The organism is Micromonospora sp. C95, from assembly GCF_018070465.1.
In the GTDB taxonomy this organism is placed as follows: Bacteria; Actinomycetota; Actinomycetes; order Mycobacteriales; family Micromonosporaceae; genus Micromonospora.
The window spans coordinates 224,947-249,666 of record NZ_JAGPXT010000003.1 but is presented as its reverse complement, the minus strand read 5'-3'; the positions used below and the strand labels follow the sequence as shown (position 1 = coordinate 249,666).

17 protein-coding genes are annotated in these 24,720 nt (G+C 72.2%); 9 read left to right on the top strand and 8 right to left on the bottom strand.

Going from position 1 to position 24,720, the window contains the following annotated elements; translation table 11 throughout:
* Positions 1–16 precede the first annotated feature (16 nt).
* Together KBX00_RS05685 and KBX00_RS05680 are read left to right on the top strand one after the other, a co-directional pair.
* Positions 17–838: an alpha/beta fold hydrolase gene (locus tag KBX00_RS05685; protein WP_210823958.1), complete on the top strand. Its 822-nt coding sequence runs from the start codon at positions 17–19 to the stop codon at positions 836–838.
* Positions 839–1,017: 179 nt separating this feature from the next.
* Entirely contained in the window at positions 1,018–1,413 is a 396-nt protein-coding gene (locus KBX00_RS05680) for a VOC family protein (protein WP_210823956.1), read from the top strand.
* A 92-nt stretch (positions 1,414–1,505) separates the two neighbouring features.
* On the opposite strand, the gene KBX00_RS05675 is transcribed toward KBX00_RS05680, so the two are convergent.
* Complete coding sequence (locus tag KBX00_RS05675; protein ID WP_210823954.1) at positions 1,506–2,210, bottom strand: GntR family transcriptional regulator; 705 nt, start codon at positions 2,208–2,210, stop codon at positions 1,506–1,508.
* Positions 2,211–2,362: 152 nt separating this feature from the next.
* Here KBX00_RS05675 and KBX00_RS05670 point away from each other — a divergent pair, with 152 nt between their 5' ends.
* From KBX00_RS05670 to KBX00_RS05650, 5 genes are all read left to right on the top strand, one after another.
* Positions 2,363–3,367, top strand: coding sequence for an ABC transporter substrate-binding protein (locus KBX00_RS05670; protein ID WP_210823952.1), 1,005 nt, complete (start codon positions 2,363–2,365; stop codon positions 3,365–3,367).
* Positions 3,364–4,227, top strand: a complete 864-nt coding sequence (locus KBX00_RS05665) for an ABC transporter permease (protein ID WP_210823949.1) — start codon at positions 3,364–3,366, stop codon at positions 4,225–4,227. The genes KBX00_RS05670 and KBX00_RS05665 overlap by 4 nt, the downstream gene beginning before the upstream one ends.
* A complete protein-coding gene (locus KBX00_RS05660) occupies positions 4,224–5,042 on the top strand; it encodes an ABC transporter ATP-binding protein (RefSeq protein WP_210823947.1) in 819 nt (272 codons plus the stop codon). The genes KBX00_RS05665 and KBX00_RS05660 overlap by 4 nt, the downstream gene beginning before the upstream one ends.
* Positions 5,043–5,232: 190 nt before the next feature.
* On the top strand, positions 5,233–6,318 hold the full coding sequence (locus KBX00_RS05655; RefSeq protein WP_210823945.1) for a hypothetical protein: 1,086 nt from the start codon (positions 5,233–5,235) through the stop codon (positions 6,316–6,318).
* Positions 6,319–6,322: 4 nt separating this feature from the next.
* Complete coding sequence (locus tag KBX00_RS05650) at positions 6,323–9,967, top strand: CHAT domain-containing protein (RefSeq protein ID WP_210823943.1); 3,645 nt, start codon at positions 6,323–6,325, stop codon at positions 9,965–9,967.
* Positions 9,968–9,983: 16 nt separating this feature from the next.
* On the opposite strand, the gene KBX00_RS05645 is transcribed toward KBX00_RS05650, so the two are convergent.
* The 4 genes from KBX00_RS05645 to KBX00_RS05630 all read right to left on the bottom strand — a co-directional run bounded on the left by KBX00_RS05645 (position 9,984) and on the right by KBX00_RS05630 (position 17,284).
* Entirely contained in the window at positions 9,984–10,817 is an 834-nt protein-coding gene (locus KBX00_RS05645; RefSeq protein ID WP_301547439.1) for an SAM-dependent methyltransferase, read from the bottom strand.
* Positions 10,818–10,989: 172 nt separating this feature from the next.
* A complete protein-coding gene (locus KBX00_RS05640) occupies positions 10,990–12,279 on the bottom strand; it encodes a hypothetical protein (protein WP_210823938.1) in 1,290 nt (429 codons plus the stop codon).
* On the bottom strand, positions 12,255–12,902 hold the full coding sequence (locus tag KBX00_RS05635; protein WP_210823936.1) for a hypothetical protein: 648 nt from the start codon (positions 12,900–12,902) through the stop codon (positions 12,255–12,257). The genes KBX00_RS05640 and KBX00_RS05635 overlap by 25 nt, the downstream gene beginning before the upstream one ends.
* A complete protein-coding gene (locus tag KBX00_RS05630; RefSeq protein ID WP_210823935.1) occupies positions 12,899–17,284 on the bottom strand; it encodes an FtsK/SpoIIIE domain-containing protein in 4,386 nt (1,461 codons plus the stop codon). Before KBX00_RS05630 ends, KBX00_RS05635 begins: the two co-directional genes overlap by 4 nt.
* A 92-nt stretch (positions 17,285–17,376) precedes the next feature.
* Here KBX00_RS05630 and KBX00_RS05625 point away from each other — a divergent pair, with 92 nt between their 5' ends.
* Both KBX00_RS05625 and KBX00_RS05620 read left to right on the top strand, forming a co-directional pair.
* Complete coding sequence (locus KBX00_RS05625) at positions 17,377–18,075, top strand: RNA polymerase sigma factor (RefSeq protein ID WP_210823934.1); 699 nt, start codon at positions 17,377–17,379, stop codon at positions 18,073–18,075.
* A complete protein-coding gene (locus KBX00_RS05620) occupies positions 18,072–18,965 on the top strand; it encodes an anti-sigma factor (RefSeq protein WP_210823933.1) in 894 nt (297 codons plus the stop codon). The genes KBX00_RS05625 and KBX00_RS05620 overlap by 4 nt, the downstream gene beginning before the upstream one ends.
* Positions 18,966–19,031: 66 nt before the next feature.
* On the opposite strand, the gene KBX00_RS05615 is transcribed toward KBX00_RS05620, so the two are convergent.
* The 3 genes from KBX00_RS05615 to KBX00_RS05605 all read right to left on the bottom strand — a co-directional run bounded on the left by KBX00_RS05615 (position 19,032) and on the right by KBX00_RS05605 (position 24,702).
* Positions 19,032–19,415 (bottom strand): hypothetical protein, encoded by a 384-nt coding sequence (locus KBX00_RS05615; protein WP_210823932.1) that lies wholly within the window; start codon positions 19,413–19,415, stop codon positions 19,032–19,034.
* A 91-nt stretch (positions 19,416–19,506) separates the two neighbouring features.
* Positions 19,507–20,007, bottom strand: coding sequence for a hypothetical protein (locus KBX00_RS05610; RefSeq protein WP_210823931.1), 501 nt, complete (start codon positions 20,005–20,007; stop codon positions 19,507–19,509).
* A gap of 90 nt (positions 20,008–20,097) precedes the next feature.
* Complete coding sequence (locus tag KBX00_RS05605) at positions 20,098–24,702, bottom strand: hypothetical protein (RefSeq protein WP_210823930.1); 4,605 nt, start codon at positions 24,700–24,702, stop codon at positions 20,098–20,100.
* Between the last annotated feature and the right edge of the window lie 18 nt (positions 24,703–24,720).

Sequence of the window (24,720 nt, the reverse complement as noted above, 5' to 3'; positions counted from 1 at the left end):
CGCCCGGCCCGCCCCGGTGACGACACTTCGGACCGTCACGGTCGACGGCTCCCCGGTCCGCGTCATGGAGTGCGGCACCGGGCCGGCGGTCCTGATGCTGCACGGCTCCGGACCTGGCACGACCGGGTCCGGCGCCTGGGCAACGACGGCGCAGGCGCTGGGCACGTCCTGGCATCTGGTGGCCCCGGACCAGGCGGGGTTCGGTCGTACACCTGTGCCGGCGGGCTCCGCCGGTGGGCTTCGGCTGTGGTCGGAGCAGGCCGCGGGCCTGATGGATGCCCTCGGGGTCGATCACTACGCCGTGGTGGGTCACTCGATGGGCGGTGCCGTGGCGCTGGCGGTGGCGGCCGCGCGCCCCCGGCAGGTCACCCGGGTCGTGGCGGTCTCGACGATGGGCGCGCCCGGGGCGCCGCTGTCCGCCGATCTCGACGCGCTCTGGGCCGCCCCCGCCGGCCCCGTCGGCGCACGGGACATGCTGAGTCGCCTCGTCCACGACCAGGCGCTCGTGACCGACTCGGCCGTCGATGCCCGGGCAGCCGCGATGCGAGCGGGGGCGGCCGCGTACGCTTCGCTGTTCCCTCCACCCAGGGCACGGTGGGTCGACGACCTCACCCTCTCGCGGCAGACGCTGGCCGCCGTCCGGGTGCCCGTGCTGCTCGTGCACGGCGCCGAGGACCGGATCACCCCGCTCGAGAAGGCAGCCCGGCCCCTGCTCGACCACCTGGCCGACGTCCGTCTGCACGTGCTCGACAGCTGCGGGCACGTGCCGGCCATCGAGCACCCGCACGAGTTCCGGCAACTGCTCTCGGACTTCCTCCGCCAGGATCGCCCTCGCTGAATTGCTGCGGCGGGTCCACAGGCAGCGCACTGCCGCCGCGCGCATCCCTGCGATGAGCCCTGCGACCGTTGAAGCCATGTCCTGCGGTGGCCCGACCTCTTTCGCGGGCAGCGGGGGATCGGCGATCCGTGGCTGAGCAGGTCACCTCCGGCGCCACGCGGGCTCGTAAGGTCGAGGTCATGGCACCCACCTTCAATGCGATCGGCCTCGCGGTGGCCGACATGGCAGCGTCCCTCTCCTTCTACCGGCGGCTGGGCCTGAAGTTTCCGGCCGGCGCCGAGCAGGAGCCGCACGTCGAGACGACGGTCGCGGGCGGAATTCGTCTCATGTGGGACACACACGCCTCGTTGCAGTCCCTCGATCCGGGTTACCAGCCGGCGCCCCCCTCCGGTGGCTGGGCCTTTCTCTGCTCCGATGCCGACGAGGTGGACCGGTGCCACACCGACCTGGTCGCCGCCGGATACTCCTCGGTCAACGCGCCCTGGGACGCACCGTGGGGGCAGCGTTATGCACAGGTCAGCGATCCGGACGGCAACATCGTGGATCTCTTCGCCTGGACCCGGTCGCCGCAGTAGCCCGCATGCTCTCGGCTGATCCAACGGTGCGTCAGTTGGCCGGGTAGCGTCGGCGCACTGCTGCGCCGCCCCTCGGAACCGGACGTGCACGATCAGCCGACGTCGTCGTTGCCGCGCAGGGCGTCGTGCACGTCCGTACGGGTGTTGGCGATGTGATCACGGGCGATTGTCGCGGCGGCGTCGACGTCTCGGCGTCGGATGGCGTCGGCGAGCTGCCGGTGTTCCCGCAGCGACTCCGTGCGCCGTTTCGGTGCGACGGTGAGGAAGTAGAACCTGGCCCGGCGGCCGAGCCGGCGGATCGCGTCGGCGAGGATGCCGTTGTGTGAGCACGCGGCCACGGCGTAGTGGAACTGTTCGTTCGCGCTGGCGAGATCGGGCGCGCCGGTCGCGGCTGCCTGAGCATCGAGGATGCGGGCGAGTTCGTCGAGTTGGGCCGCGGAGCGGCGCTCGGCGGCGAGGGCGGCGGCCTGCGACTCCAGCAGGAGTCGCATTTCGAACAGGTCGGCCAGTTCCTGCTGGGTGCGACTGCGAACGAAGGCGCCGGAGTGTGGTCGCATCTCCACCCACCCTTCGGCGTGCAGTGAGCGCAGCGCCTCCCGGACCGGGATGTGGCTGAGCCCGAGTTGGCGGGCGAGCGTGTCGGCGTTGAGGTGTGCGCCGGGTCTGAAGCCGCCGCACAGGATCGCCTCGGTCAGCACTGCGCTCACCCGGTCTGCCGTGCCCCCGGCCCGGCCGGTGCGTTCGAGTGGTGCGAGGACGAACTGCTTCGCCGGAGTGAGGTGACCTATAGGAACCATGGTCGGATCATAACCTTGGACCCGCACGGCGAAGCTGCCCGCGGCCGGCCAAACCCTTGGCCAGCAGTGAGTTTACTTACCCCTGACCGTCTAGTGACGGCTCAGAAACAAGCCCTGCGTCCTATAGGAAGCCCAAGCCAATGGGAGGTCTCGTGAAACGACGGATGACCACGCCACGGGTGCTGACAGCCGGGCTGGCGGGCGTAATGGTTCTGGCCGGCTGCGGCGGAGTCGCCGGCGGCACCGGCGAAGCTGCCGATCCTGCAGACCGGGTGGCCTATGACGGGCCACGGCACGAGGTTCGGGTGGGTGTGCTACGGCAACCGCACCTGTCCCATGCGCTGTTCTACGAACGTTATCTGCCCGAGGGCGTGACTCTGAAGGTTGTTCCGTTCGCCAACTCGACCGAGATCAAGAACGCGGTCGTGAGTGGTGACCTTGAGTTCGGCGTCACCGGCATCACCTCGGCACTGCAGGGCGCGGCGGCCGGGGAGCGGGTCGTGGTGGTGGCCGCCGCGGCCGACGGTGGCTCGGCGATCGTGGCGGGCAAGGATGCCGGCATCACCGTGGTGGCGGATCTGCGCGGCAAGCGGATCGGCTACGTGCCGGGATCGGCGCAGGACATCCTGCTGCGGTTGACGCTGCGCGACGCCGGTCTGGCAGTGGACGACGTGAGCCTGGTGAACGTCCAGTTCGCCGACATGGCGGCCGCGTTGAGCCGAGGTGACATCGACGCCTTCTCCGGTGCCGAGGTCGGGCCGTCCGACGCGCTGGCCAAGGGGGACGCGGTCCTGGTGACCCACCCGTACGACACCGACATGGGAAAGATCAACATTGCCTTCGTCACCAACGCCGACGTGATCGAGAAGTCGCCGGCCCTCGTGACGGCGATGGTCGCCGTACACGCCAAGGCCACGGAGCACATGGCTGCCTCCAAGAGCGACTGGATCCGGGCGGTCGTTGACCAGTACGGGTTCCGGGAGGAGTCGCTCAGTATCGCGGTCGAGAACATCTCCCTGCGCTGGCTCATGGACGACTCGTATCTTGCCCAGATCAAGGTGCTCGGCGGGCAGATGCTCTCCGTCGGTTCCCTGCAACAGGAACCCGACTACACCGCCTTTGTCGATGCGTCGTTCGTCGGGAAGGCGATGCCATGACCGAGGTGCTGAACTCGCCGCCGGCCGCTGCTCGCACCACAGTTCGCACCACGACCGCAGCCGCCCCGGTGCGGCGTCACGTCGGCCGGCTCGGACGGGCTGCCCTTGCGGTCCCGGTACCGGTGCTGGCGCTGGCGCTGTGGCACGTCGCGGTGAGACAAGGATGGGTGGCGAACCTGCCCGCGCCGGGCGACGTCGGCGAGAGCGCGCTCGACCTGCTCCAGGGTGGCTCGGCGTTCGGCTCGACCCTCGGCCTGCACATTCTCGCCTCGGCCGAGCGGGTCGGCATCGGGTTTGGCATCGCATGCCTGGTCGCCGTGCCGCTCGGGGTGCTGATGGGCCGGTCCGCGCTGGTGTCGCGGATGCTCGATCTGATGATCTCCCTGCTCCGCCCGATCCCGGTCACCGCCTGGGCGCCACTCATGGTCGTCATCGTCGGCATCGGCTCGAAGTCGGCAATCGTCCTGATCGTCATCGCCGGTTTCTTTCCGGTGCTGCTGAACACCATCGCCGGGGTGAAGGCCGTACCACCACGGCTTCTCGAAGCGGCGGCGATGCTGGGTACGGGCCGGCACCGCGCCCTGTGGAAGGTCGTTCTCCCGGCGGCCGCCCCGAACGTGTTCGCTGGCATGCGCATCGGGCTCGGCTTCTGCTGGGTCGTCCTCGTGGTGGGTGAGACCGTGGGTGTGGAGACCGGCCTCGGTGCCCTCATCACCCAGGCGTGGCAGGTGAGCCGTACCGAACTCATCATCGTCGGGATGCTGACGATCGGGCTGGCCGGCTACCTCTCGGACCGCTTCATGACGCTTACGCTGCGCCTGCTGCTGCGCGGCCGTCCTCTCCTCGGAGGCCATCGATGACCGACGCCGTCACCACGCTCGCCCTGCGCATCAAGGACGTCGGGAAGACCTACACCGGCCATCGTGGCAACTCCGTCGAGGCGTTGCGTGGCATCAACCTCGATGTCGCCGAAGGCGAGTTCGTCTGCCTCGTCGGTGCCAGCGGGTGTGGCAAGAGCACCCTGCTGCGCCTGGTCGCCGGCTTCGAGGACATTTCCAGCGGGCAACTCGACGCCCGCAACGGGCCGGTCTGCGGCCCGGGGCCCGACCGGGGCGTGGTCTTCCAGGACTACGGCCTGTTCCCCTGGCTGACCGTCGCGGGGAACATCGCATACGGCCCGAGACAGCGCGGCCTGCCGAGCGCAGAGATCGCCGCTAGGACCGCCCGCTATCTCACCATGGTTCAACTGGACAGCTTCGCGGACCGATATCCCAGCGAGCTGTCCGGAGGCATGCAGCAACGTGTGGCCATAGCTCGTGTTCTCGCCAACGATCCTGCGGTGCTGCTGATGGACGAGCCGTTCGGCGCCCTGGACTCGCTGACCCGCGAACGCCTCCAGTACTCCCTCACCGAGATCTGGCAGCAGGTCCGACCGACAGTGCTGTTCGTTACCCACAGCGTCGAGGAAGCTCTCTTCCTCGCCGACCGGGTGATCGTCATGAGCGGTGGACCGAACCACGGTGTTCCCGGCCACATCGTCCACGAGGAGCGGGTGACCCTCGCCCGCCCCCGCGACGTGACGGCACCGGAGTTCAACACCATCAAGCGGCGCCTGCTCGACGCCATCCACGCCCAGTTACCGGACTTCGCCGTCGCATCCGTCGCGTCGGGTTAGGGCCAGGCCGGTCGGTGTCGTACGCGGATGGGCTGGCGCATCCGCCGCGACAACCGACCACCCGCCCCGAGCCGTCCCATCGTCCCTGGCCGTCCGCAGCCGCGACGACGACCTGCTCGGTCGCGGGGTACGCCGCGCTTTGCGATCGCGCGCTAACGTGGCGGGGTCGGTCTGGAGTGGGGAGTGGTCCATGGCGTTGCGCGATCTTGTGCGCCGGGTGCTCGCGCGGCAGTCGGAGGGGGTCATCGCACGGCCGGTGCCCACCCTGGACGGACCGACCGACACCACGCCGTTCGTGGCCGACGAGGTCTATCTGGTGATCCGAGTCAGCCAGCTGTGGCTGGCCAACGAGCGCGAGTTGTGGCGCGAGTTCCTGCCCTTCGGTGCCGTGGTGACCGAGTTCCTGCGCGACGGCGACCGGGTCGCGGTGCCGTACCTGATCGGTGCGAGCGAGCTGAGTCGGCGGCTGCAGGTCACCGGCGAGCACGACGCGGTGGAGATCTCGAACCTGCGGGTGGCCGGCCCAGTGCCCTACGAGGGCGACGACGTCAGTCTGTTGCTGGCGCTGTACCGAGCGAAGACGTCGGACACGTTGCAGCGATCGCTGAACCTGATCGAGAACGTGAGCAGCGCCATCGGTTTCGCCGGGCTGCTGGGTTCCACCAGGGTCGCCAAGGCGCTCATCGACGGCATCGAGTCCTTCGTAGACTCGGCGGCGCTGGAGCTGCGCGTGGGAGTGCACCAATCCTGGTCCGCTCCGACCGGTCCGGGCGGCATGGCCCGTGACCCGATGGAGCTGACGTCCACTCACTTCGCGATCATCCGTCGGCCGGCGGGGAAGGCGACTCAAGGGGAGTTGGCTTCGCTCGGGGTGGTCGGTGGCCGGCTCTGCCGGGTGGCTGCCGACGGCACGACCGCGCCCTATACGGAGCACGACTTCATCCTGGTTCGGGTCGAGGCGACCCGGCACCGTGACGACTACCGCCAGCTGGCCTTCTTCCAGCTCTGGCGGCGGACCCGCCAGCATCTCGCGGACGGCGACCTGGGGGCGGCCCAGGTGCTGTGGCGGCAGACCGCCGGTGCGCTCTGCACCGACGAGTTGATCCGCCCACAGCAGGAGGCCCTGTTCGAGGAATACCAACGCCAGTACGTCGCGCTGGTGGAGCGCGCCGCCGCCCCGGCGGGCACGGTACGCGGCGGGGATCACCCCGGCGACGCCGGCGCGACGGAGTTCGAGGACGACCCGGAGATCCTGCTGCGACGATTGGGGCGTTGAGGTCATGCCGTTGTTCCGTCGCCGCAGATCCGGCTCCGATGCCCCGGTCGACAAGGGCCGGCCGACCGGGCCGGGCGGCGGTGACGAGGTCACCGAGGAAATGTTGCTGGGCGCCACCGACTTCGTGCACGGGCTCGTCAACACCGGCCAACTGGTGGAGGCGGACCGGGTGCTGCGGGGGCTGGTCGGCCACGCACAGGCCCTTTCGCCCAGCCCGGCCAGCTTCATGGTCTTCCGGCTGCTCGGCCAGTGCGCGCGGGTCGCCGGTCGGCTCGACGACGCCCGCAGGGCGTACGTGATGGCCTTCGAGGTGGCCGCGGCTCTGCCGGACAGCGGCGGGGAGCGGGCTGTGGACCTGCGGGTCGCGGCGATCACCGGGTTGGCCACCGTGGAGATCGCCGATGATCGGCTGGAGCAGGCGGCCAAGTTGTACGGCATGGCGACCCAACTCGCGGAGCTGGTCACCGACAAGACCGGCCTGGTCTCGGCGCTCTCGGGGCACGCGGAGGTGGTGCACCGGCAGGGCAAGCCCGGTGCCGAGGAGCTCTACCGGCGGGCGCTGGCCCAGCCTGGCGTGGTGGGGCCTCGACGCGGGATCCTGCTGGACAACATGGCCCGGGAGCTGTTCCGGCAGGGCCGGCACGACGAGGCGGTCGAGGCAGCGGCGGAGGCCGTACGTTTGCTTGCCGACTCGCCGGCGCGGTACGACACCTACAAAGCCATGATCAACCTGGCCACGATGTGCCGGGAGGTGGACCGCGGCCGTGCCGGTGAGGCGTTCACCGCGGCGCACGACCTCATTCACGAGCTGCACTCCGAGGTGGACTCCTCGCACTACACGACCGGCTTCCGGGCCCGCGTGGAGCGCATCGAGGCGGCGACCCGGGAGCGGGCGGACGATGACCTGCTCGCCCTGGCCCACCCGGCGTTCCGGGAGAAGATCGCGGGTCTGGCCGATCCCCGGATGCGGCAGAATCTCGCGCTCGGTGCGCCGGCCTACCTCGCCCAGCGGGCGAGCGAGGAGGGCCAGCGGCACCTGATGGAGCACCGTTACGGCGAGGCGGAGCGCTCGCTGCGCACGGCCGAGGAGCTCTGGACCCAACTCGGCGCCGCGCACGCGCTGCCGGCGGTCTGGTCGTCCCTCGGCCTGCTCTACACGACGGTCGGTCGCCACGACGAGGCGTTGGTGCTGCTGGAACAGGCCCGACGGACGGCGAACGAGATCGGCGACGCCCGCGCCGAGTTCACCGCGCTGATCAACCTGGGTACGCTGCTCTCCCGCGACCCGAGCCGGACCGGGATGAACCTGCTGGAGCTGGCCGCGCAGGCCAGGGCGCTCTTCACCTTCCTGACCGCGCAGTTCCCCGCCGAAACCACCGGCGACTTGGGCATCCTTGACTCGATCATGGCGGGGGTGGCCCGCGACCACGGCGCGAACGCGCTCGCCGACCGCTACCTGCTGGCCTCGATCGACACACTCCAGCGCACACACGAGCGGCAGGGTACGGAGCTGCCCTTCGCCGGCCTGGACCGGTTGGCGCTTCGACTCGGCACACTGGTGCTGGACTGGTCGCGCTCGGGCCGGACGGAGCAGGCCGCGCCCTTCCGGGACCGACTTGTCGCGCTGCGCGGCGAGGCGACAGCGGCGGCGGTGCGCTACCCGGCGGACGCGGCGCTGGGCCTCGCCGCCCTGGCCGCCGGTGAGCGCACCGAAGAGACGCTGCGGGTGCTCCGCGACGCCTGCGACGGTTACGACGAGCTGCGTCAGGGGATCGCCGACCTGAGCGGGGCGGCCGGCTTCGGTGCGATCTTCACCCCGCCATTTGTCGAGGCCGCGGACCTGGCGTTGGACCTGGGCCGGGTCGAGGAGGCGTTCGCACTGCTGGAACGGGCGAAGTCGCGGGCGCTGCTGGACGCGATGCGGGACCGGGAGACCGCCGTCGATCCGGCCGATCCGCTGGTGGCTCGGGAGGCCGCACTCTGGGCCGAGCTGCGGCGGCTGCGCGCCTCGGGCATGGATGTCGGCGGGGCCGTCGAGGTCGAGCGGCGTCGACGGCTGCTGGCGAGTCGGGTGTCGGCCGCCGAGGAGCAGCTGAAGGTACGCGGTGAGCTGCATGACCTGTGGCAGCGGATGGCCGCCACCCACCCGACGATGCGCGCCCACCGGATGGCCGAGCCGATCACTGCCGGCGAGGCTGCCCCGTTGCTGGCCGACGCGGGGGACGCCGTCCTGGTGGAGTACCTGACCGGCCCGTTCGGCGTGTGGGCGTTCACGTTGGACGGCACCGACCTCACCGCCCGACGCCTGCTGGGGCCGGCCGGTCCCGGCGCTGTGGCCGGCACCGACGTCGAGGGCTGGGAGGACCTGCTCGCATCGGCGGACGACGACGGGATGCGCCGGCTGGTCGAGCATCCGGTGCACACCGCGCTGACCGCGCCCATCGCCGAGGTGCCGCCGAGCCGGCCCGTCTATGTGGTGCCACACGGCACCCTGCACATGGTTCCCCTGCATGTGCTCCCACCGGTCAGGACCGCCGGCGACGCCGGTCCGGCCGGTGAAATCGGGCAGTTCGACACCGCAGAGGTCAGGGTCCGGCCCCGGACGTACCTGCTGCCGAGCGCTTCACTGCTGCGGGCACACCGGTCAGCCCGCGCCCGCACCAACCCGCTCGGGGGTGCGCCCGACCCGCGCTCCGCGGCAGCCGGCGACGTCATCGTGTGTGGCGACCCCCTCGGTGACCTGCCGTATGCGCGTGCCGAGTCCGCCTACGTGGCGGCCCGGCTCGGCGGCACGGGGCGGACCGGCGCGGCGGTCACCTCGGCCTGGCTCGCCGAGGCGCTCGCCGGCCCCGTACGCCCCCGGTTGGTGCATCTGGCCTGTCACGCTGTCTTCGATCGGCGGCGCCCGGAGCGCAGCGGACTGGTGCTGGCCGCTGCACCGACATCCGCTGCACCGACGAACCTGGATGAGGGTGCGCGGGTGGGCCGGCATCTCGACGGGGACCAGCGGCGCGGCGACCCGCTGGATCCGCGAGCCGCTGCCCAGGGACCGGGTGCCGACCTGGTGAGCCTGGCCCGGCTGGCGCAGTGGAACTGGAGCGGGGTGCTGGTCGTCCTGAGCGCCTGCGACAGCGGTCGGCACGAGGTGCGCGACGGAGACGAACTAGTCGGGCTGGGCCGGACCCTGCTGGCGGCCGGCGCCAGCGGCCTGGTGACGGCGGTCCGGCCGGTCCCGGACCTGGCGACGGCGCTGCTGATGGGCTGGTTCTACGACGGGCTGGACCCTTCGGGGCAGCTCGGACTGGCGCAGGCCGGCGCGGTCCTCGGGCAGGCACAGCAGCAGTTGCGCGGGGCGAGTGCGGCCGACCTGGTGGAGCGGGGTGTCCACCTGGTGGCGGCGGGCGGGGACCAGGCCGTGCTGGGCTGCCGCACCATTGCGGTGGCGCACCGGACGGCAGGCGAGATGGAGGCGTTCGTGACCTGGCAGCGCCATCTGAGCAGGCTCGTCGAGGGTCAGCCGCTACCGGCGGGGGCGATGTCCCGGCAGGTGTCCACGAGTGCTCCGGCGTACCGGACGGTCCGGCCGTTCGCCGGACTGGCCGACTGGGCCTCGTTCACCGTCTACGGCGCGGCACCACTCGGACGTTAGGTCCACGTCGCGAAAGCTACGGTTTGTGGGCGAGTAGTCCGACGAAGGTGTGGTAGGTGTCGGTCTGGCTCGGCGCGGGCGTGCCCGGATCTGGACGCCACTCGGCCAGCGGCACCAGCCCCGGCTCCAGCAGCGTCAGCCCGTCGGCGAAGGAGAGGATCTCCTCGTCGGTGCGCCAGCGGCCGGTGCCCAGCGACTCGTTGAAGACCCGCTCGACCTCACGGGCCTTGCGGGAGCCTTCCGGGTCCCGCTCGCCCGGATCACGGAAGTGTGAGATCGCCACGTAACTGCCCGACGGCAGCGCTTCGATCAACTCTGCCGACACCGCTCGCGGCTCCTCGTCGTCGCCGAGGTGGTGCAGGATCGCGAAGAGCAGCAACCCGATCGGCCGGTCGAGGTCGAGGAACCGGCGGACGTCCGGATCGTTGAGGATCTCCTGCGGTCGCCGGATGTCGGCCTGGATCACCGTCGACGTGTCCTGTGTGGCGAGCAGGGCCCGCCCGTGGGCCAGGACGATCGGGTCGTTGTCCACGTACACCACCCGGGCGTTCGGGTTGTGCTCGGTGGCGACCTCGTGCACGTTGCCCTGGGTGGGCAGCCCCGACCCGAGGTCGAGGAACTGGTCGATGCCAGCCTCGGTGACCAGGTAACGGATCACCCGGCGCAGGAAGGCCCGGTTGGCCTGGCCGGCGGCCGGCCCGTCCGGAGTGATCCGCAGGGCGTGCTCGGCGACTTTCCGGTCGACCTCGAAGTTGTCCTTGCCGCCCAGGAAGTAGTCGTAGACCCGGGCCACGCTGGGCACAGTGAGGTCGATTCCGGCGGGTGCGGCCTCGTCGCGGGTCAACGGCATCTCCATCCGAATCTGATCGGCGCACCGGGCGCTGTGGGCGGCCCCGGACCTCTGTCCGGAAGTGTAGCGATCGAACGGTGCGGATTGTCGCCCCGCTGGTATCGCTCCCAGTGGACCGGTCCCACGACCAGCAGACATGCCGAACGGCGGATGTCTTTCGGGTTCGTCGCCGTCAGCCGGTCAGCACCAGGGCGTGTGGCGTGACGGCCACGGTGGCGGCCACCGCGCTTCGGACGCGTACCGTCGCCTGTGGCGTCTCGACGAGGGTGAGCGCCGAGCGTGCCACGCCCTTCGAGGCGGTCAGGATCGGTTTGCCGCCCACCTCGACACCGCCTGCGGCGTCGCCCGTGGCGGTGACGGTCAGCAGCGCCGCCGCGATGCGGTCCACCGGCACGGTCGCCAGCGTTTCGGTGGTGCCCAGAGTGATCTCGACATCGGACTGTTCGGTGGCGCGTACCGGCTCGGGGGTGGCTGGTGCAACGGGCACCACAAGTCCTTCGGTGGATTCGGGTGCGCCGGTGCCGGTGACGTAGCCGACCAGGTCCGCTCGCATCTCCGTGCCCGCTTCGTACCGTAGGTGGAGCGATCCGTCGCTTATCGGGACGACCATGAGCCCGCCGCGGGTGCGGTCGTCGCCGCTGGTGGCCGACCAGTAGACGGTCTGGTTCAGGTCACCGGCGCGCGTTCCCGCGGAGACGAACCCGCCGTTGCCGCCGACGTCGGCGGAGACCTGCAGGATCACCGCCGAGATCGGGCCCGCGTCGGCGAGTTGCCGGACCTCGGCGAGCGGAACCCTGGCCTTCTTCCCGTCGGTCCTGGGCACCAGGGTCACCACCCGGGCCGGTGGCACCGCCACGATGCGACCGGCGTCGGACCGTTGCGCCGGTTCGAACACGCCGACCAGGCGTACCAGCAGGTCGCCGCCGCCGGTGGCGCTGGCCCGCAGGTCGCCGTCGGGGGAGAGACGGGCCACCACGGTGGCGGACGTCTGTGCGCCGGCCTTCGGTACCCGCAGCACGACCGTCCGGTCGGTGCCCTGACCGACGGTGACCTCGCCGGGCCCCTTGGCGGCCAGGATCGAGATCTCGACAAGCACAGCACTGGTGCCGGGGGCGGTCTCGGGCACCGGCACCGTCACGTCCACGCCGGCGGGCAGCGCGCCGACCTCGCGTGAGTCGAGCAGCACCTGTGGCTGCACCGGGATCAGGCGGGTGGAGCCGGCGACCGCCCGGTCCGCGGGAGGTGCCGAGGCGTCGCCGAACGATCGGGCGTCAAGCGCGGTGGCCGGGATGGTCCCTGGGTCGCCGACCCAGGCGCTCACCGCGTACCTCGAACCCACCAGCACGGTGGCGGAGGCGAGGACCCAGGCCAGCGCGATGACGAGCCAGCGGAAAACCGGTGACAAGGGCCGCCGCTCGCCGGTGGCCACGGTGACCTTCACACCTCGCGTCGGGATACGCATGGCGTTTCCTCCGTCTGCTGCTCGCGCTCACCGGACGCGCCGACGCGCTGCACGGCCCATCCGTTCTCCGCTGTGCTGCTTTCCCATTGTCCGACATCACTGTCGGGGTCGTCACCGGCGATCTGTCGATCCCCGTACCCGGAGCTGTTCGGCTCCGGGAAGGCGCTGAGGGCCGCAGCCGTCGCCCACCCGTGGGCCTCGTCCGCGATCGCCTCGACGAGTCGTCGGTCGACGATCGCCCCGACACCCAGCTCGACGTGGCGCCGCAGGTGGGCGAGCTGCGCCGGTGCCCGCACCGCGGTCGGCAGGAACCCCGCGCGGGCGAGTAGGGCGGCAAACTCCGGCCACGACGCCGTCGGCCGGTCCGGAGCGTGCCGACCGCCGGGCCCACCCGGATCGTCGGGGAGACCGGGTACGTCCACCATGGACGTCGTGCACCAGCGGGGCAGGCCGAGTTGCCGCCGTGCGCGGGCCAGCCGCCGCGACAGCGGTCTCGTCCCCGTCGGGCCGCCGGTGACCTCGGCGACCGCGGCCAGCCGCAGCGGATCGGCGCGGACCACCGCGACCACGGCACCGTGCGCGGTCAGGCAGACCCCTACCCCGTAGGCGGGCTGGCGGTTCATCGTGCCTCCCCTGCGAACACCCCGACCGGCATTGCCAGCCGTACGGCCGGCTGATCCAGGAACGCGACCTGGACCTGAGCCAACCCGCCGGCCTCCACCAGATAGCCGCGTCCCGGTAGCGGCCGGGGCGGGGCCTCGCGCGGCAGCCGGACCCGGAGCACCTCGCCGTCGTCCGGCGTCGGGCGCAGCAGCAGCCCGGTTCGCGACATGGTCACCGCCCGCTGCCACGGTTGCATGCCGCGGAAGGCGTCGGCCCGGCCGGCGACGACAACGTGGACGCCGGCCGGCAGGCCCGGCAGGAGCCGGTCCAGGGCCGGCCCGGCGTCGGGCAGCGACTCGATCCCGTCGACGAGCAGCAGGCCTCGTCCCGTGCTCGGCTGGCTGGTCAACCCAGCGAAGGAGCCGGCCACCTCGGCGCCCTGGGTACCGGTCCAGGCGTCCGGGTCGGCGGCCACCACGAGGACGCGGGCCTCGGGTGCGCTGGCGCGGGCGGCGGCGGCGAGCAGCCGCAGCGCAGCCGTGCGGCCGCTGCCGGCGGGGCCGGCCACCACCGCGTGCATGCCCGGACCGAGTGCGAGCGTGGCGACGCTGAGATCGCGGTAGTGCCGGCCGATGCCGAGCCGCCAGACCGGCCCGCCCGCTGCGGACGAGGACAGCACCTCACCGGCGGGCACCAGTTCGGGCAGCACCGTGACGGTGGGCGCGGGAACCGCGTCCGGGTGGTCGGCGGCGACCCGGGCCACCGCGCCGGCGAGCGCTCCCGGCCGCCCGTCGCAGTGCCGCCCGATCTGGATCTCGCGCCGGGTCTGGAGGTCGACGGCCCGCAGCCCGGTCAGCTCGGGCACGTCCCGGGCCCGCAGACCCAGCCCGGTGTACGAGTTGGAGTCCGCCAACCGCAGACACAGTTTCGTGGGCAGTTGGGCGAGCACCCGACCGGGTACGCCGCGGTCGTGCGACGCCGAGATGAGCAACCGGATCCCGACGGGTGCGCCGTCGCGCAGCAGACGCTCCAGTCGTGCGCCGACCTCACCGACGCCGACCCGCTCGGCCCCTTCGACAAGCGCGTCCCAGCCGGCCACGACGAGCAGGACGTCGGGCCCTGCCATCCGGCTCGTGCGCCGGTGGGCGATCTCGGCATCCAACTGGTCGAGTACCCGGGCGAGGCGCTCGCTGTCGTCGACGCCGACTGCCGCGCTCACGTGCGGCAGACCGGCCAGCGCCGCCAGCCCGGTGCCGAGGCCCTCCAGCACGAAGATCCGCTGCCGGTCGGGGGCACGGTGGCGGGCGAGGGAGAGGCAGGCGGTGGCGAGGACCGCGCCGGTGGCGGCCGCCTCGGCGCCGAGCACCAACGTCCCGCCCGTCTCCGGCGCCCAGCACCACACGTCGGAGCGCTGCTCGTCGGGCAGGTCCACGAGGCCGAGCGGCACCGGGGGAGGACCATCCGTTGCGGCGTCGACGTCGGCCGACAGGCCCCAGGCGTCGACCTCCGGCGGCAGCGGTGGCGGGCAGGGCACCCGGGGCCGGGGGTAACCACCCCGCTCGGCGGCCTCCGCCATCGCGGTCACCAGCCTCTCAAGATCAGTCGGTACGCCGTCCGGCTGCTCCTCCCGCACGCTCGTCTCCTGGTCGGTCAGCAGTGCGAACGGGGCGACCTCGATTCGTTCGCGTTGTCCTCGTCGGGTCGCCGCGGACACCAACGCGGTCTGCACCCCCACCACCTCGCCCGCGCCGAGCCGGACGTAGGCGCGGCCGGGCCGGTGCCGGTCGATGTCGGCCGCCTGGCGGGTGCCCAGCACGTCACGGGAGTCGGCCTCGTCCTGGACCCGCAACGCCACCCGCAGGTTCGTGTTCGCCCGGATCTTGCCGTCGACCACCCCTTGTGGTCGCTGCGTCGCGAGCAGCAGGTGGATGCCGAGACTGCGGCCCCGCTGCGCCACGTCGACAAGCGCGCCGAGGAAGCCGGGTAGCTCCACCGCGAGGGTGGCGAACTCGTCGATCACGATGAGCAGCCGCGGTAGCGGCGGGTCTGGGGCCATCAGGTCGTCGATGTCGCTGACACCAGCCTCCCGTAGACGTCGCTCCCGGTGCCGCAACTCGGCCCGCAGGCAGCGCAGTGCCCGCGCGGCGAGGTGTTCGTCGAGATCGGTGACCAGCCCGACGGTGTGCGGCAGTGCGGCGCAGGCGTCGAAGGCGCCGCCGCCCTTGAAGTCCACGAGAAGGAAGGTGAGCGCGTCCGGTGAGTGGGCGCACGCCAGCGACGCCACCACGGTCCGCAGGAACTCGCTCTTGCCCGCGCCCGTGGTGCCCACCACCAGACCGTGCGGTCCGTCGCGGTGCAGGTCCACGGTCAACGGGCCGTGTTCGGTCATCCCGATGGTGGCCCGCATGCCGCAGTTCCCGCGTCGCCACCACTCACCGATCGACAGCGGGTCGAGTTCCTCGACCGGCTGTCCCAGCCCGTCGGGGCCGGACAACACGGTCCGCAGCAGGTCCACCAGGCGGGCGTGGGCCGGTAGCAGGGCCGCCGCGACCGCCTGCTCCGGGTCGGTCCAGCGGGCGAGTGCCCGGGATGCCGGAGCGCACACCTGCTCGGCGGCCCGCACGGCGAGCAGGTCCGGCGTCCGCTCACCGGTGACCGCGTCGGTCAGCTCGGCGGTGCCGTCCGGCGCCAGTTCGAGGAAGCACTGGCACACCGACGGCAGGCGTTCGGTGCGTCCGCTCACCACAAGTGTTCGGCCACTGCCGCGGGCGAGCCGGCCCAGCATCGAGGCGACGCGCCCGGTCAACAGGTCATCACCGTCGACCACGACGATGGTGTGCGTGGCGCCCGCCCGTTCCGTGCCGGCCCCACCGTGCGCCACGAGGGCGGTGCGCGACGGCGGTGCGGTGTCGGCGGCCAGCCGGGTGAGCAGTTGTTCGGTGCCGGCCGGGTCGGCGGCGACCCGCAGCGTACCGTCGTCGCCGCTGAGGTGCGGCAGCCACTTCAGCCAGTCCCACCCGGCCAGCCGGTCCGGCTGCACCACCAGGGCCAGCGCCAGGTCGGCCGGTCCGTGCCGGGTGACCAGATCCAGCACGACCGCGGCGGCCGCGCTGCGCGCGGCGGTGCCGGTGCCGACGATGCCCAGTCCGGAACGGTCCCGCAGGCTGACGTGGATCGGTACGTCGGGCAACCGGGACCGTTCGGCGAGCGCCTCGCTCAGCTCCGGCCGCCCGGCCAGTTCCTCGGCCCCGCGTCGGCCCAGCTCCGGCAGCCAGGGTCGGGCGCCTACACCGACCACCACCCGCAGCTGGTCCGGGTCGCCCGGGCGCACCTCCCAGAGGCCGCGACCCGACACCGCTCGACGTGCCAGACCGGCCAGCCCCGGATAGGCGGCGCGGGCGGCTGCGGCCACCTCGGTGCGGGTGGCGTCCAGGTCGGTGCTGAACCGCTGGACGGCCGCCGCCGACTCCCGGGCCAACCGGATCGTGTCCTTCTTGGCGCGATGCCGGGACTCGACCCAGCGGGCCAGCGCCATCAACGGCGTCATCGCGACCATGACCAGGAAGAACGGGCTGAACACGAAGGCCATCACCACGCCGATGGGCAACGGCGCGATGAGCAGCAGCCAGGACAACGGTGCGGGGGCGGCGACGGGTGCCGGCGCGGCCGGCACGGACACCTGTTCCGCCGGCGCGGTGGTGGCCACCCGGGGCGTACGGATCAGCGGCTCACGGCCCCCCGTCGCCTCGCCGGTCGACGGCGCGGGCCATGGTGGGGGCGACGGCGCCTGCGCCGCGGCCGCCACTCGGAAGGCGGTGTCGCCGAGCCGGAGGTAGGTTCCGTCGTGCAGGTCGGCGTCGGATTCGTCGTCGGTGAGGTCCCGTCCGTCCGCCCGGATCGGGCAGCTGTCGTCGACGGCGGTGGCGGTGACCCGTAGCTGGTTGGTCGTATCGATGTGCACCAACGGTCGGGTCACGGTGCCGAAGTCCACTCCGGCCTGTCGGCGGCGTCCGATCGCGAACGTGCCGTGGTCGAGTTCGATGGTCTGGCCACTGTCGGGCCCGGCCACCCGGCTCAGCTCGACGACGATCCGCCCAGCCGGCCCACCGCCCGACCGGTCGGCCGACGGACCCGGTGCCACCGGCCGCACACTCAGCTCCGAACCGGCCCACAGCGGCAGGTCCGCGAGCAGGGCGTCGCCGGGAACTCCCACGCCGTCCACCTCGATGTCCAGCTCACCGGCGACGATCCGGGTGGTGAGCGGTCCGACCAGGTGGTCGAGCAGGTCACTGACGGTGACGTCCGGGGCGGCCGTGAGCAGGCAGACGTCCTGAGTGCGCGACCGTGGGCCGGCGGGGTCGTGGGCCGGCTGCTGCTCTTCGATGCGGACGCTGAGCCTCATGACCACGGTTCGTCGCCGAGCCTGCCGATGGTTCCCGCCGACACGGAATTCGGCAGATTCACGTGGGGCGATCAGTTGCGTATCGTGGATCGGTGGCCGAAAGATCTGCGCCGGGTGCGACAGCCGTGTCCGGCTCGTCGGCGGAACCAGCGGACACGGGGGATGGGCGGCGCGAGCTGCCGTCCGCCGTACTCGTGCGGTTTCGGGCGGGGGACGCCGATGCGCTCGGCGAGGTCTACGACCGGTACTCGCGTTCGGTGTGGGCTGTCGCCATGACGGTCACCCGCGCCGACCACCTCGCGCAGGAAGCACTCCAGGAGACGTTCATCCGGGCGTGGAAATCCGCGTCGACGTACGACCCGGAGCGGGATCTCGGCCCGTGGCTGTTGACCATCGCGCGGTACACGGCGCTGGACCTGATCCGCCGCGAGCTGCGTCCCACCCGGGGTGGCCACGAGGCCGAGCAGGACGCGGTGGTGGAGGCACCCGACCTGGACGTGGCATGGTTGTCCTGGACGGTGCAGGAGGCGTTGCGTCAGCTCGCCGACCACGAGCGGGAGATCATCCGGCTGTCGTTCTTCGACGACCTGACTCACGCGCAGATCGCCCAACGGCTGGAACTGCCACTGGGTACGGTCAAGTCGCGCTCGCACCGGGCGCACCGGCGGCTGGCCGAACTGCTGGCCCACGTCAGGGATCCACCGCAGCTGGACGACGGAGCGAACCAGACCGGCACCGGGGGACGAACAACAATCGGTAGAGCGGGCAGCGAGGGGAGGAGCGACGGGTGAGCACCGCACCACAGACCGACGGGGGCGCAGACGATCAGCTCGTGGACCTGCTGACCGGGCACCTCGACCGGCACGCGAGGCGCACCCCGGGGCGGAAGAAGGCGGCGGCGCAGAGCGCCGACCCCGCCCTGCTGGCCGCCGTGGCCACCGAGTTGCGCGCCGAGACCACCTGGGCGTCCGGTCCACCGCCGGCCCTTCGGGACAGCATCCTCAGCCGGGTGCGGACGCAAGCCGCCGAGCAGCGCGTTGCCGAGCAGCGCGTTGTCGAACCGGCGTCCGAGCCGCTGTCCGCGCCTGAGCGGCTGCCCGCGCCCGAGGCGGTGCCCGCGCCCGAGGCGGTGCCCGCGCCCGAGGCGGTGCCCGCGCCCGCGCCGCCGACCACCGGCCCGGCCACCCCGGTCCCGCCGGCGGACCCCGGCCCGCGGTGGTGGCATCCGGCGCAGTGGCGTCCTCGGATGGGCCGGCTCACCTGGGCGTTGCCCGCCGCCGCCCTCGGTGCCGCGGTGTTCACCGCCGGTGTGCTGGCCGTCGACCGGATGCTCGACCCACAGCCGCACGCCGACGTCTACGTCGCCGCCGGAACGGATCTGGCTCCGCAGGCGCGTGGCAAGGTGTCCGTCGTGGACACCCCGTCGGGGGCGTCCGTCGTGCTGGAACCGGTCGGCCTGCCCGCCGCGGCACCGGGCTCCTACTACGCGGCGTGGCTCAAGGGGCCGCGCGGCACCGTACCGATCGGGTCGTTCCACGAGCGCCGGACCGGCGTACCGATCGAGCTGTGGAGTGGCGTGGACATCGCCGACTACACCACCTTCAGCGTCACCCTCCAGACGGAGGGGGCGCCGCCGACCCCGTCCGGCCTGGTGGTGATGACGGCGGCGCTGGACTCTTGACCTCAGCAGGCTGGCGCGGTCCACCGTCACCGGTGACCGCGCCAGCGGGCAAGCTTCGGCGCTCGTTCAGTTGTTGGCCCACGGCGGCGGTGCCGGCGGGGGCTGGGGCGCGGTGGGCGGGTCGCCCGGCTCCGGCTGCCCCTGCCGGTCCCGCAGCTCGGTGCGGTACTCCTCGTACGCGGCGGTGTAATCGCGTTCGGCCGCCACGGCCTCGCGACAGGTCTCCGCGCGCTCGCGGCAGGTGACGGCGAGCTGGGTCAGCTCCGTGGCGACCTGATCGAGGATGGTGGCCGCGGCGTCCAGTTCGTCGGTCACGATGTCTGTCAACTGGCCGCCGATCATGGATCCGTTGCCGATCGCCGCCCGCGCCGGCTCCATGAGCGTGCCGGCCATCTGGGCCGCCGTGTCCAGGACGGTCGCTGCGGCCTCGTAGTCCTCCGCGAATGGCACTTCGACGCTCCTTTCCGGCGCGGTGCCGGGTCACCTGTGCGGGGCCGGGGTGTCAGGACCAACCCCGGCCCCGGGTACGGCGACCCATCACTCAGGCGCGGGTGATCCCGGTGTTCATGATCTCGTCGAGCTGGACGGCCTGCGCGTCCATCGCCTGCCCCAGCGATCCGGCCGACTCGCCGGCCGCCACGGCGACGGCGTTGAACTGGGTGGCCACGTCGTTCAGTTCCCCACCGAGGCGGGCGAGGTCGGCCCGGAAGGTCTCGAAGATCTCCTGTACGCGCACCGTCGTCTCGTTGACCCGCGCGTCGAGTTCCACGCCGACCTCCTCGGCCTGGGCCCGGTTGGCGCCGGTCCACTGGACGCCGCCGAAGCTCGTGGTCACCGAGCGGGACTCCTGGCTGACCGCCAGCAGCGCCGAGACCACGGCGGTCTGGGCGTTGGTGATCTGCTCCTGAAGACCGGCGACCGCGCTGTCCGTCGTCGAGACGACGTTGCCACCACAGGCGGCGAGGCTGTCACCGAGGCTGCGGTACGCGCTGGCGTGCTGCTGGATCTGGGCGACGTCGCCGCCGAGCATTCCGACGTTCATGACTGCTTCCTCCCGATGTGTTCTTCCCGGGCGACCGGTGTCGCCTCGGTCGTCTGCATTCGCTGCCGGGTACCGTTTCGGTTCCCTCGCTCACCAGTCCGACCAGCCGCCGTCGGCCTCCAGGTCGAGCGGCGTGAACTCGTCGTAGCTGATGTCGATCCCGGGCAACGACTCCAGTTGGGGATCCCAGGTCGACGTGTCGAGCGCCGATCCCAGCAGCGGCGGCGTACCGTCGTCGTAGGCCGCTGAGAGCTGCGTCTGGGCCCAGAAGTCGTCGTCGAGTCCGAAGTCGACGGTGGTGCCCTCGGGTGCCCCGAGGCCGATCATGGTGTCGTAGGCGGTGTGGTAGAGGTCGGGCAGCTCGTGCTCGGCTACGTCGTCCCAGCTGACCAGCTCCGTTGACCCCAGGCTGCCGTAGCGGTACAGGTCGTCAGGCGGTGGCGCGTACGCATCGCCCGGATCGACGGAGAAGCCGTCAGGCAGGCCGCCATCGAGGTCGCGGGCGGCGGCAGGCCCGATGTCCGGGGCCGGGAGACCGGGCCGGCCCGCGAACGTGGGGTCGAACGGTGACCGGAACTCGTCGCGTACGTCGAACGCCAGCAGGCTGCCCGGCGGTGCCTGTTGTGCGACGAGCACGTCCGCCGTGGACACCTCGGCGAGTTCGGCGATGCGCTCCACCGCGAGATCGCCGCCGACCGGGTACTTGACGCTGACCAGTGCGCCCCCGCCGGTAGCCAGGCCTTCGGCGAAGTCGCTCTGCTCGGCGAGCCGGAACCCGTCGCCGTTGGCCCGGAACCCGACGGCCCCGATGAAGGGGATGTTCACCGCTGCCATCCCGTCGAGAGCAACTGTGGGTAGCCGCAGGTCCAGGATCGGACCGAGATTCACCTCGCCGGCAATCGAGGTGACCAGGCCGTAGCGGTCGCCCTGGTAGGAGAATCCGGCCATGCCGCCGATGGTGAGACCGTCCACCGGTGCCGTGTCGTTGTCGATCAGCAGCACGCCGTTGCGGACACCCACGTAGACCGACTCGGACGCGTGGTGCGGCCCCTGGGCGGAGGCGCCCCAGCCCACGATGTTGAGGATGGACTCCTTGGTCCGCGCGCCGCCGTCGAGGACATGGTTGGCGACGAACGCCGGGTTCTGCGGCGCCGCCCAGACGTGGGACGGCCCGTCAGCCGGCGGCAGGAACAACTGCCCGATGGGATGCAACGGTGGCTCGGCCGGCAGCGGAACGTAGAACGGCGAATCCGGGTGGCGACCGAGGCCGTCGGGAAGGGCGATCCGTCCCAACTCGTCCTGGGGGCCGGCGGCGCCGGTGCGGCGCAGGTCGCTGGACGCCCCGCCAAGCAGCAGATCGCTGGTGGGGCCGCCGAGCAGCGACGCGCCGGCGAAACCGGCGAGACGAGTCCCACCGCCAGCGATGCCCGTGTCGTCCGGGTCGTCCAGCCGGCTCTGCGGCATGTCCTCGGAGCGGTCGAGGAAGAAGAGCAGGTAACCGCCGGGGAGTTCCTTGAGCTGTCCGGGAGCCGACCGCATCCCGCCGAGGAGGCTCATCGAGCCGCGTGCCGAGTCCGGTACCGATCCGCTGTCGCCGCCGTACACGCTGCCGTCAGGCCCCACGACCGTGGCACCGGGCGGAATGAACTGCATTCCCGGTTGCAGCGGTATAGGTGTCGCGGAGCCGGGCAGGGTCATGGTCGGCCGGCGGGCGCCCGGCCCGCCGGTGGCCTGTGCCAGGACGAATTCGCCGCCGAGCGTGTCTGCCCCGGCCCCGCCCGCCAAGACGTTTGCCCCGGCCCCGCCCGCCAGGACGTCTGCTCCGGCCCCGCCCGGCAGGTTGCTCTGCCCGGCCGTTTCGGCCAGGGTGCCGATCACCGCGGGGCCGCTCGGCGGAGCCGTGCCGGCCGATCCCGGGAGCGGGTCGAACGTGGCGGTCGCCGCGGACGTCGTGGCTGCGCCGGTGAACAGGGCGAGCGACTCGCGCCCGGTGGCGGGACTGCCGGGTACGCCGGTCGGCCGCAGCGCACCGAGTACGTCGCTGAGCCGCTGCATGACCAAGGGGGCGGCCAGCCTCGGGTCGGCGCCCCGGAACACCCCTTCCAGCACGACGCCCACCTCGGCGACGCGCTGCGCGACCAGGGCCGCGTCCGGCCCGTCCGGCGGCGAGGTACGGGCGATCCGCAGCGCCTGGGCAAGTGCCTGTCCGGCGGCGAACGGACGCCCCGCGTCGACCGCGGAGATGGCCTGCGCCAGGTTCGCCGCGACCCCGGTGCCCTTGGCCAGGTCGGCCAGGTCGGTCCGGGTCCTGGCATCGAAGTCGAACGCCGTTCCGGCGACGGTCTTCGGGTCGCCGAGGACGCCCCTGGGATTGAGCAGCGCCGCCGCCCCGGCGGAGACCACCGAGAGTCCGTTGCCGAACGCGGCCAGCGCGTCGCCTCGGTCGAGAGCCTGGATCACACCGGCGGCCGGGGTCACGAGTCGGGCGACGTCCCGGACGGACGTACCGAGTCGCACCAGGTCGAGCGCCAGGTTCCTGTCGATCAGGTCGAGGCTCGCCAGCAGCGGCCCGCCGTTGCCCAGGACGCTGCCGGCCGCGCCGAGCCCCGCGGTTATCGCACCGACCACCGTCTTCGCCTGGGACGCCTGGAACACCGACGCACCGATGTCGAAGGCGCGCTTGGCGTTGCGCAGCACGTCCAGGGTGCTGCCGGCGTCGAAGAGATCACCCACGATGGTGCTCTGACCGACCAGCTTCGCCGCCCCGGCCGCCGCACCCAGCAGGTCGGCGCCGGCGGTGAAGGCGGACAGTCCCGCACCGATGGCGCCCAGCCAGTTGCCGTCGATGGCGTGGCTCACCGCCTCGACCGCGTTGACCGCCAGGGTGGCGATCCCGACGGCCTGCAGACCGGGTACGACGAGACTGGCGACCCCGAGCGCGATCTTGCCGATCTGGAAGATCGCCTTGAACGGGTTGTCCTTCCAGGCGGTCACGATGGCCTTGCCGATCGACTTGACGGTGTCGAAGATCCGGGACAGGAAACCCTTCTTCTTCTTTTTCCGCCGGCTGATGTCGGTCAGCACCCCGAGGTCGTCGAAGGTGACGTTGAGCTTGTGCTTGCCGAGATCCTGACTGCGGCTACCGGGGATGCCCCACTGGCGGGCGAGAATCAGGAACTCGGGGCTGCGCTCGACCGCGTCCCGGCTGCGCAGCCGCAGTCGACCCCGGCCCAGCGCGTCCACCACGTTGGCGCCCACCACGGCGGTCAGCTCGCGTTCGGTGAGCGCCGGAGCCCCGACGACGGCCAGGGACCGGAAGGCCGCGACGACCCGGTTGATGCGCTCGCGCAACTGCGGCCCGTCGGTCGCGCCCCGCAGGTAGCTCAACGCCCCCACGAACTGCGCCTGGACAGCCGGCGACTCGGCCATCGAGCGGGGGATCTGACTCGCGACGAGCGCGAAGAGCCGCTGCTGGATCGGTTCGGTCAGCTCGACGGGTGTCGCGCTGCTCAGATCAACCCCGGCGGCGGTCATCGCCTGGTCCACGAGCCCGGCCAGGCCGACCGTGTACGACTCGTCGATGGCCCCTGCCGCGCGGCCGAACCGCAGGACGACGTCGATGCCCGCCTCGTTGAAGAACGCCGTCGGGTCGGTGTCGCCCTCGAACCCGGTGGGCAGCAGCGCGCTCTGCACCATCCGGTTGGCGCGCAGGAACGCCACCGCCGCCGCGAACCGGGCCGTCAGGGTCGCCGCCGTGGCACTGGGGTCGGTCCAGCCGACCCGGGCGGCGAAGGCCAGCGTCTGCCCGAGTTGAGTGTCATCGGGCGCGGTGGTGTCCCGGCCCACGAGGTGGGCGGGCAGCCAGTCGGCGATCGCCGCGAACTCGACCTCGGCGGCGGCGATCTTCGCGGCCAGCTCTGCCGGTGCGCTCTCGGCGGTGGCGAAGTCGTGCGTGGCCAGCACGTCGCCCAGTCGCGGGAGATCTGCCGCGCGGGCGAGGCGGTGGTCCAGGTCGACGGTGCCGGCGACCCAGTCCAGCAGTCGCTGCGGGTCGGCCAGCACGTCGTCGACGGACCGTCCGTCGGACCAGAAGTCCTGCCAGAACACCTCGGTGGTGCGTTGCTCGGCCCGGCGCCGGAACAGGCCGAGGAAGCCACCGCCGGTCTGCTCCCCGTCCACCTGCGACACCGGTGGTCCGACGTGTTCGATGCCCAGCGCGAGGGCCAGCACTCGTAGGTCGGGCAGCAGTTCGGCGGGGAGGTCGGGTCGCTGCCCGGCCAGCAGCGCCGGCACCAGCACCGGCGACAGGCGAGCGAGTGCCGCGTCCAGCGCTGCGTCCTTGCCGGCCGGGGCGAGGCCGACGAGGACGGCCCGCAGATCCCGTGGGCCGGCGAAGCCGAGCAGCGCGCCGAGCACACTGCCGAGTTCGGCGGTGGTCGCGCCGAGGCTGGTGGCTAACCTCTGGGGATCGATCGCGAACTGCTCGGCGAGGTCGGCCTTGTCGATGACCCCGGCACCCAGGGTGGCGAACCCGTCCTGGACGAGGGCGAGTTGCAGGGGCGCCTGGCTGGTCAACTCGGCGAGGTTGAGCGCGCCGACCACCTGACGCCGCACCGCCTCCGCGCGGGTTGCGGTGTCGCGGAGCACCCCGCCCAACCCCCGCGCGCCCTGACTGTCGATACCGACGTACGCCATCGTCCGGCTCCTTCCCCC

Excerpts from the sequence above, each read along its gene's own strand:
- KBX00_RS05680 (WP_210823956.1), top strand. The coding sequence starts at position 1,018 with ATGGCACCCACCTTCAATGCGATCGGCCTCGCGGTGGCCGACATGGCA.
- KBX00_RS05675 (WP_210823954.1), bottom strand. The coding sequence starts at position 2,210 with ATGGTTCCTATAGGTCACCTCACTCCGGCGAAGCAGTTCGTCCTCGCA.
- KBX00_RS05665 (WP_210823949.1), top strand. The coding sequence starts at position 3,364 with ATGACCGAGGTGCTGAACTCGCCGCCGGCCGCTGCTCGCACCACAGTT.
- KBX00_RS05660 (WP_210823947.1), top strand. The coding sequence starts at position 4,224 with ATGACCGACGCCGTCACCACGCTCGCCCTGCGCATCAAGGACGTCGGG.
- KBX00_RS05655 (WP_210823945.1), top strand. The coding sequence starts at position 5,233 with ATGGCGTTGCGCGATCTTGTGCGCCGGGTGCTCGCGCGGCAGTCGGAG.
- KBX00_RS05650 (WP_210823943.1), top strand. The coding sequence starts at position 6,323 with ATGCCGTTGTTCCGTCGCCGCAGATCCGGCTCCGATGCCCCGGTCGAC.
- KBX00_RS05645 (WP_301547439.1), bottom strand. The coding sequence starts at position 10,817 with ATGCCGTTGACCCGCGACGAGGCCGCACCCGCCGGAATCGACCTCACT.
- KBX00_RS05640 (WP_210823938.1), bottom strand. The coding sequence starts at position 12,279 with ATGCGTATCCCGACGCGAGGTGTGAAGGTCACCGTGGCCACCGGCGAG.
- KBX00_RS05635 (WP_210823936.1), bottom strand. The coding sequence starts at position 12,902 with ATGAACCGCCAGCCCGCCTACGGGGTAGGGGTCTGCCTGACCGCGCAC.
- KBX00_RS05630 (WP_210823935.1), bottom strand. The coding sequence starts at position 17,284 with ATGAGGCTCAGCGTCCGCATCGAAGAGCAGCAGCCGGCCCACGACCCC.
- KBX00_RS05610 (WP_210823931.1), bottom strand. The coding sequence starts at position 20,007 with ATGAACGTCGGAATGCTCGGCGGCGACGTCGCCCAGATCCAGCAGCAC.
- KBX00_RS05605 (WP_210823930.1), bottom strand. The coding sequence starts at position 24,702 with ATGGCGTACGTCGGTATCGACAGTCAGGGCGCGCGGGGGTTGGGCGGG.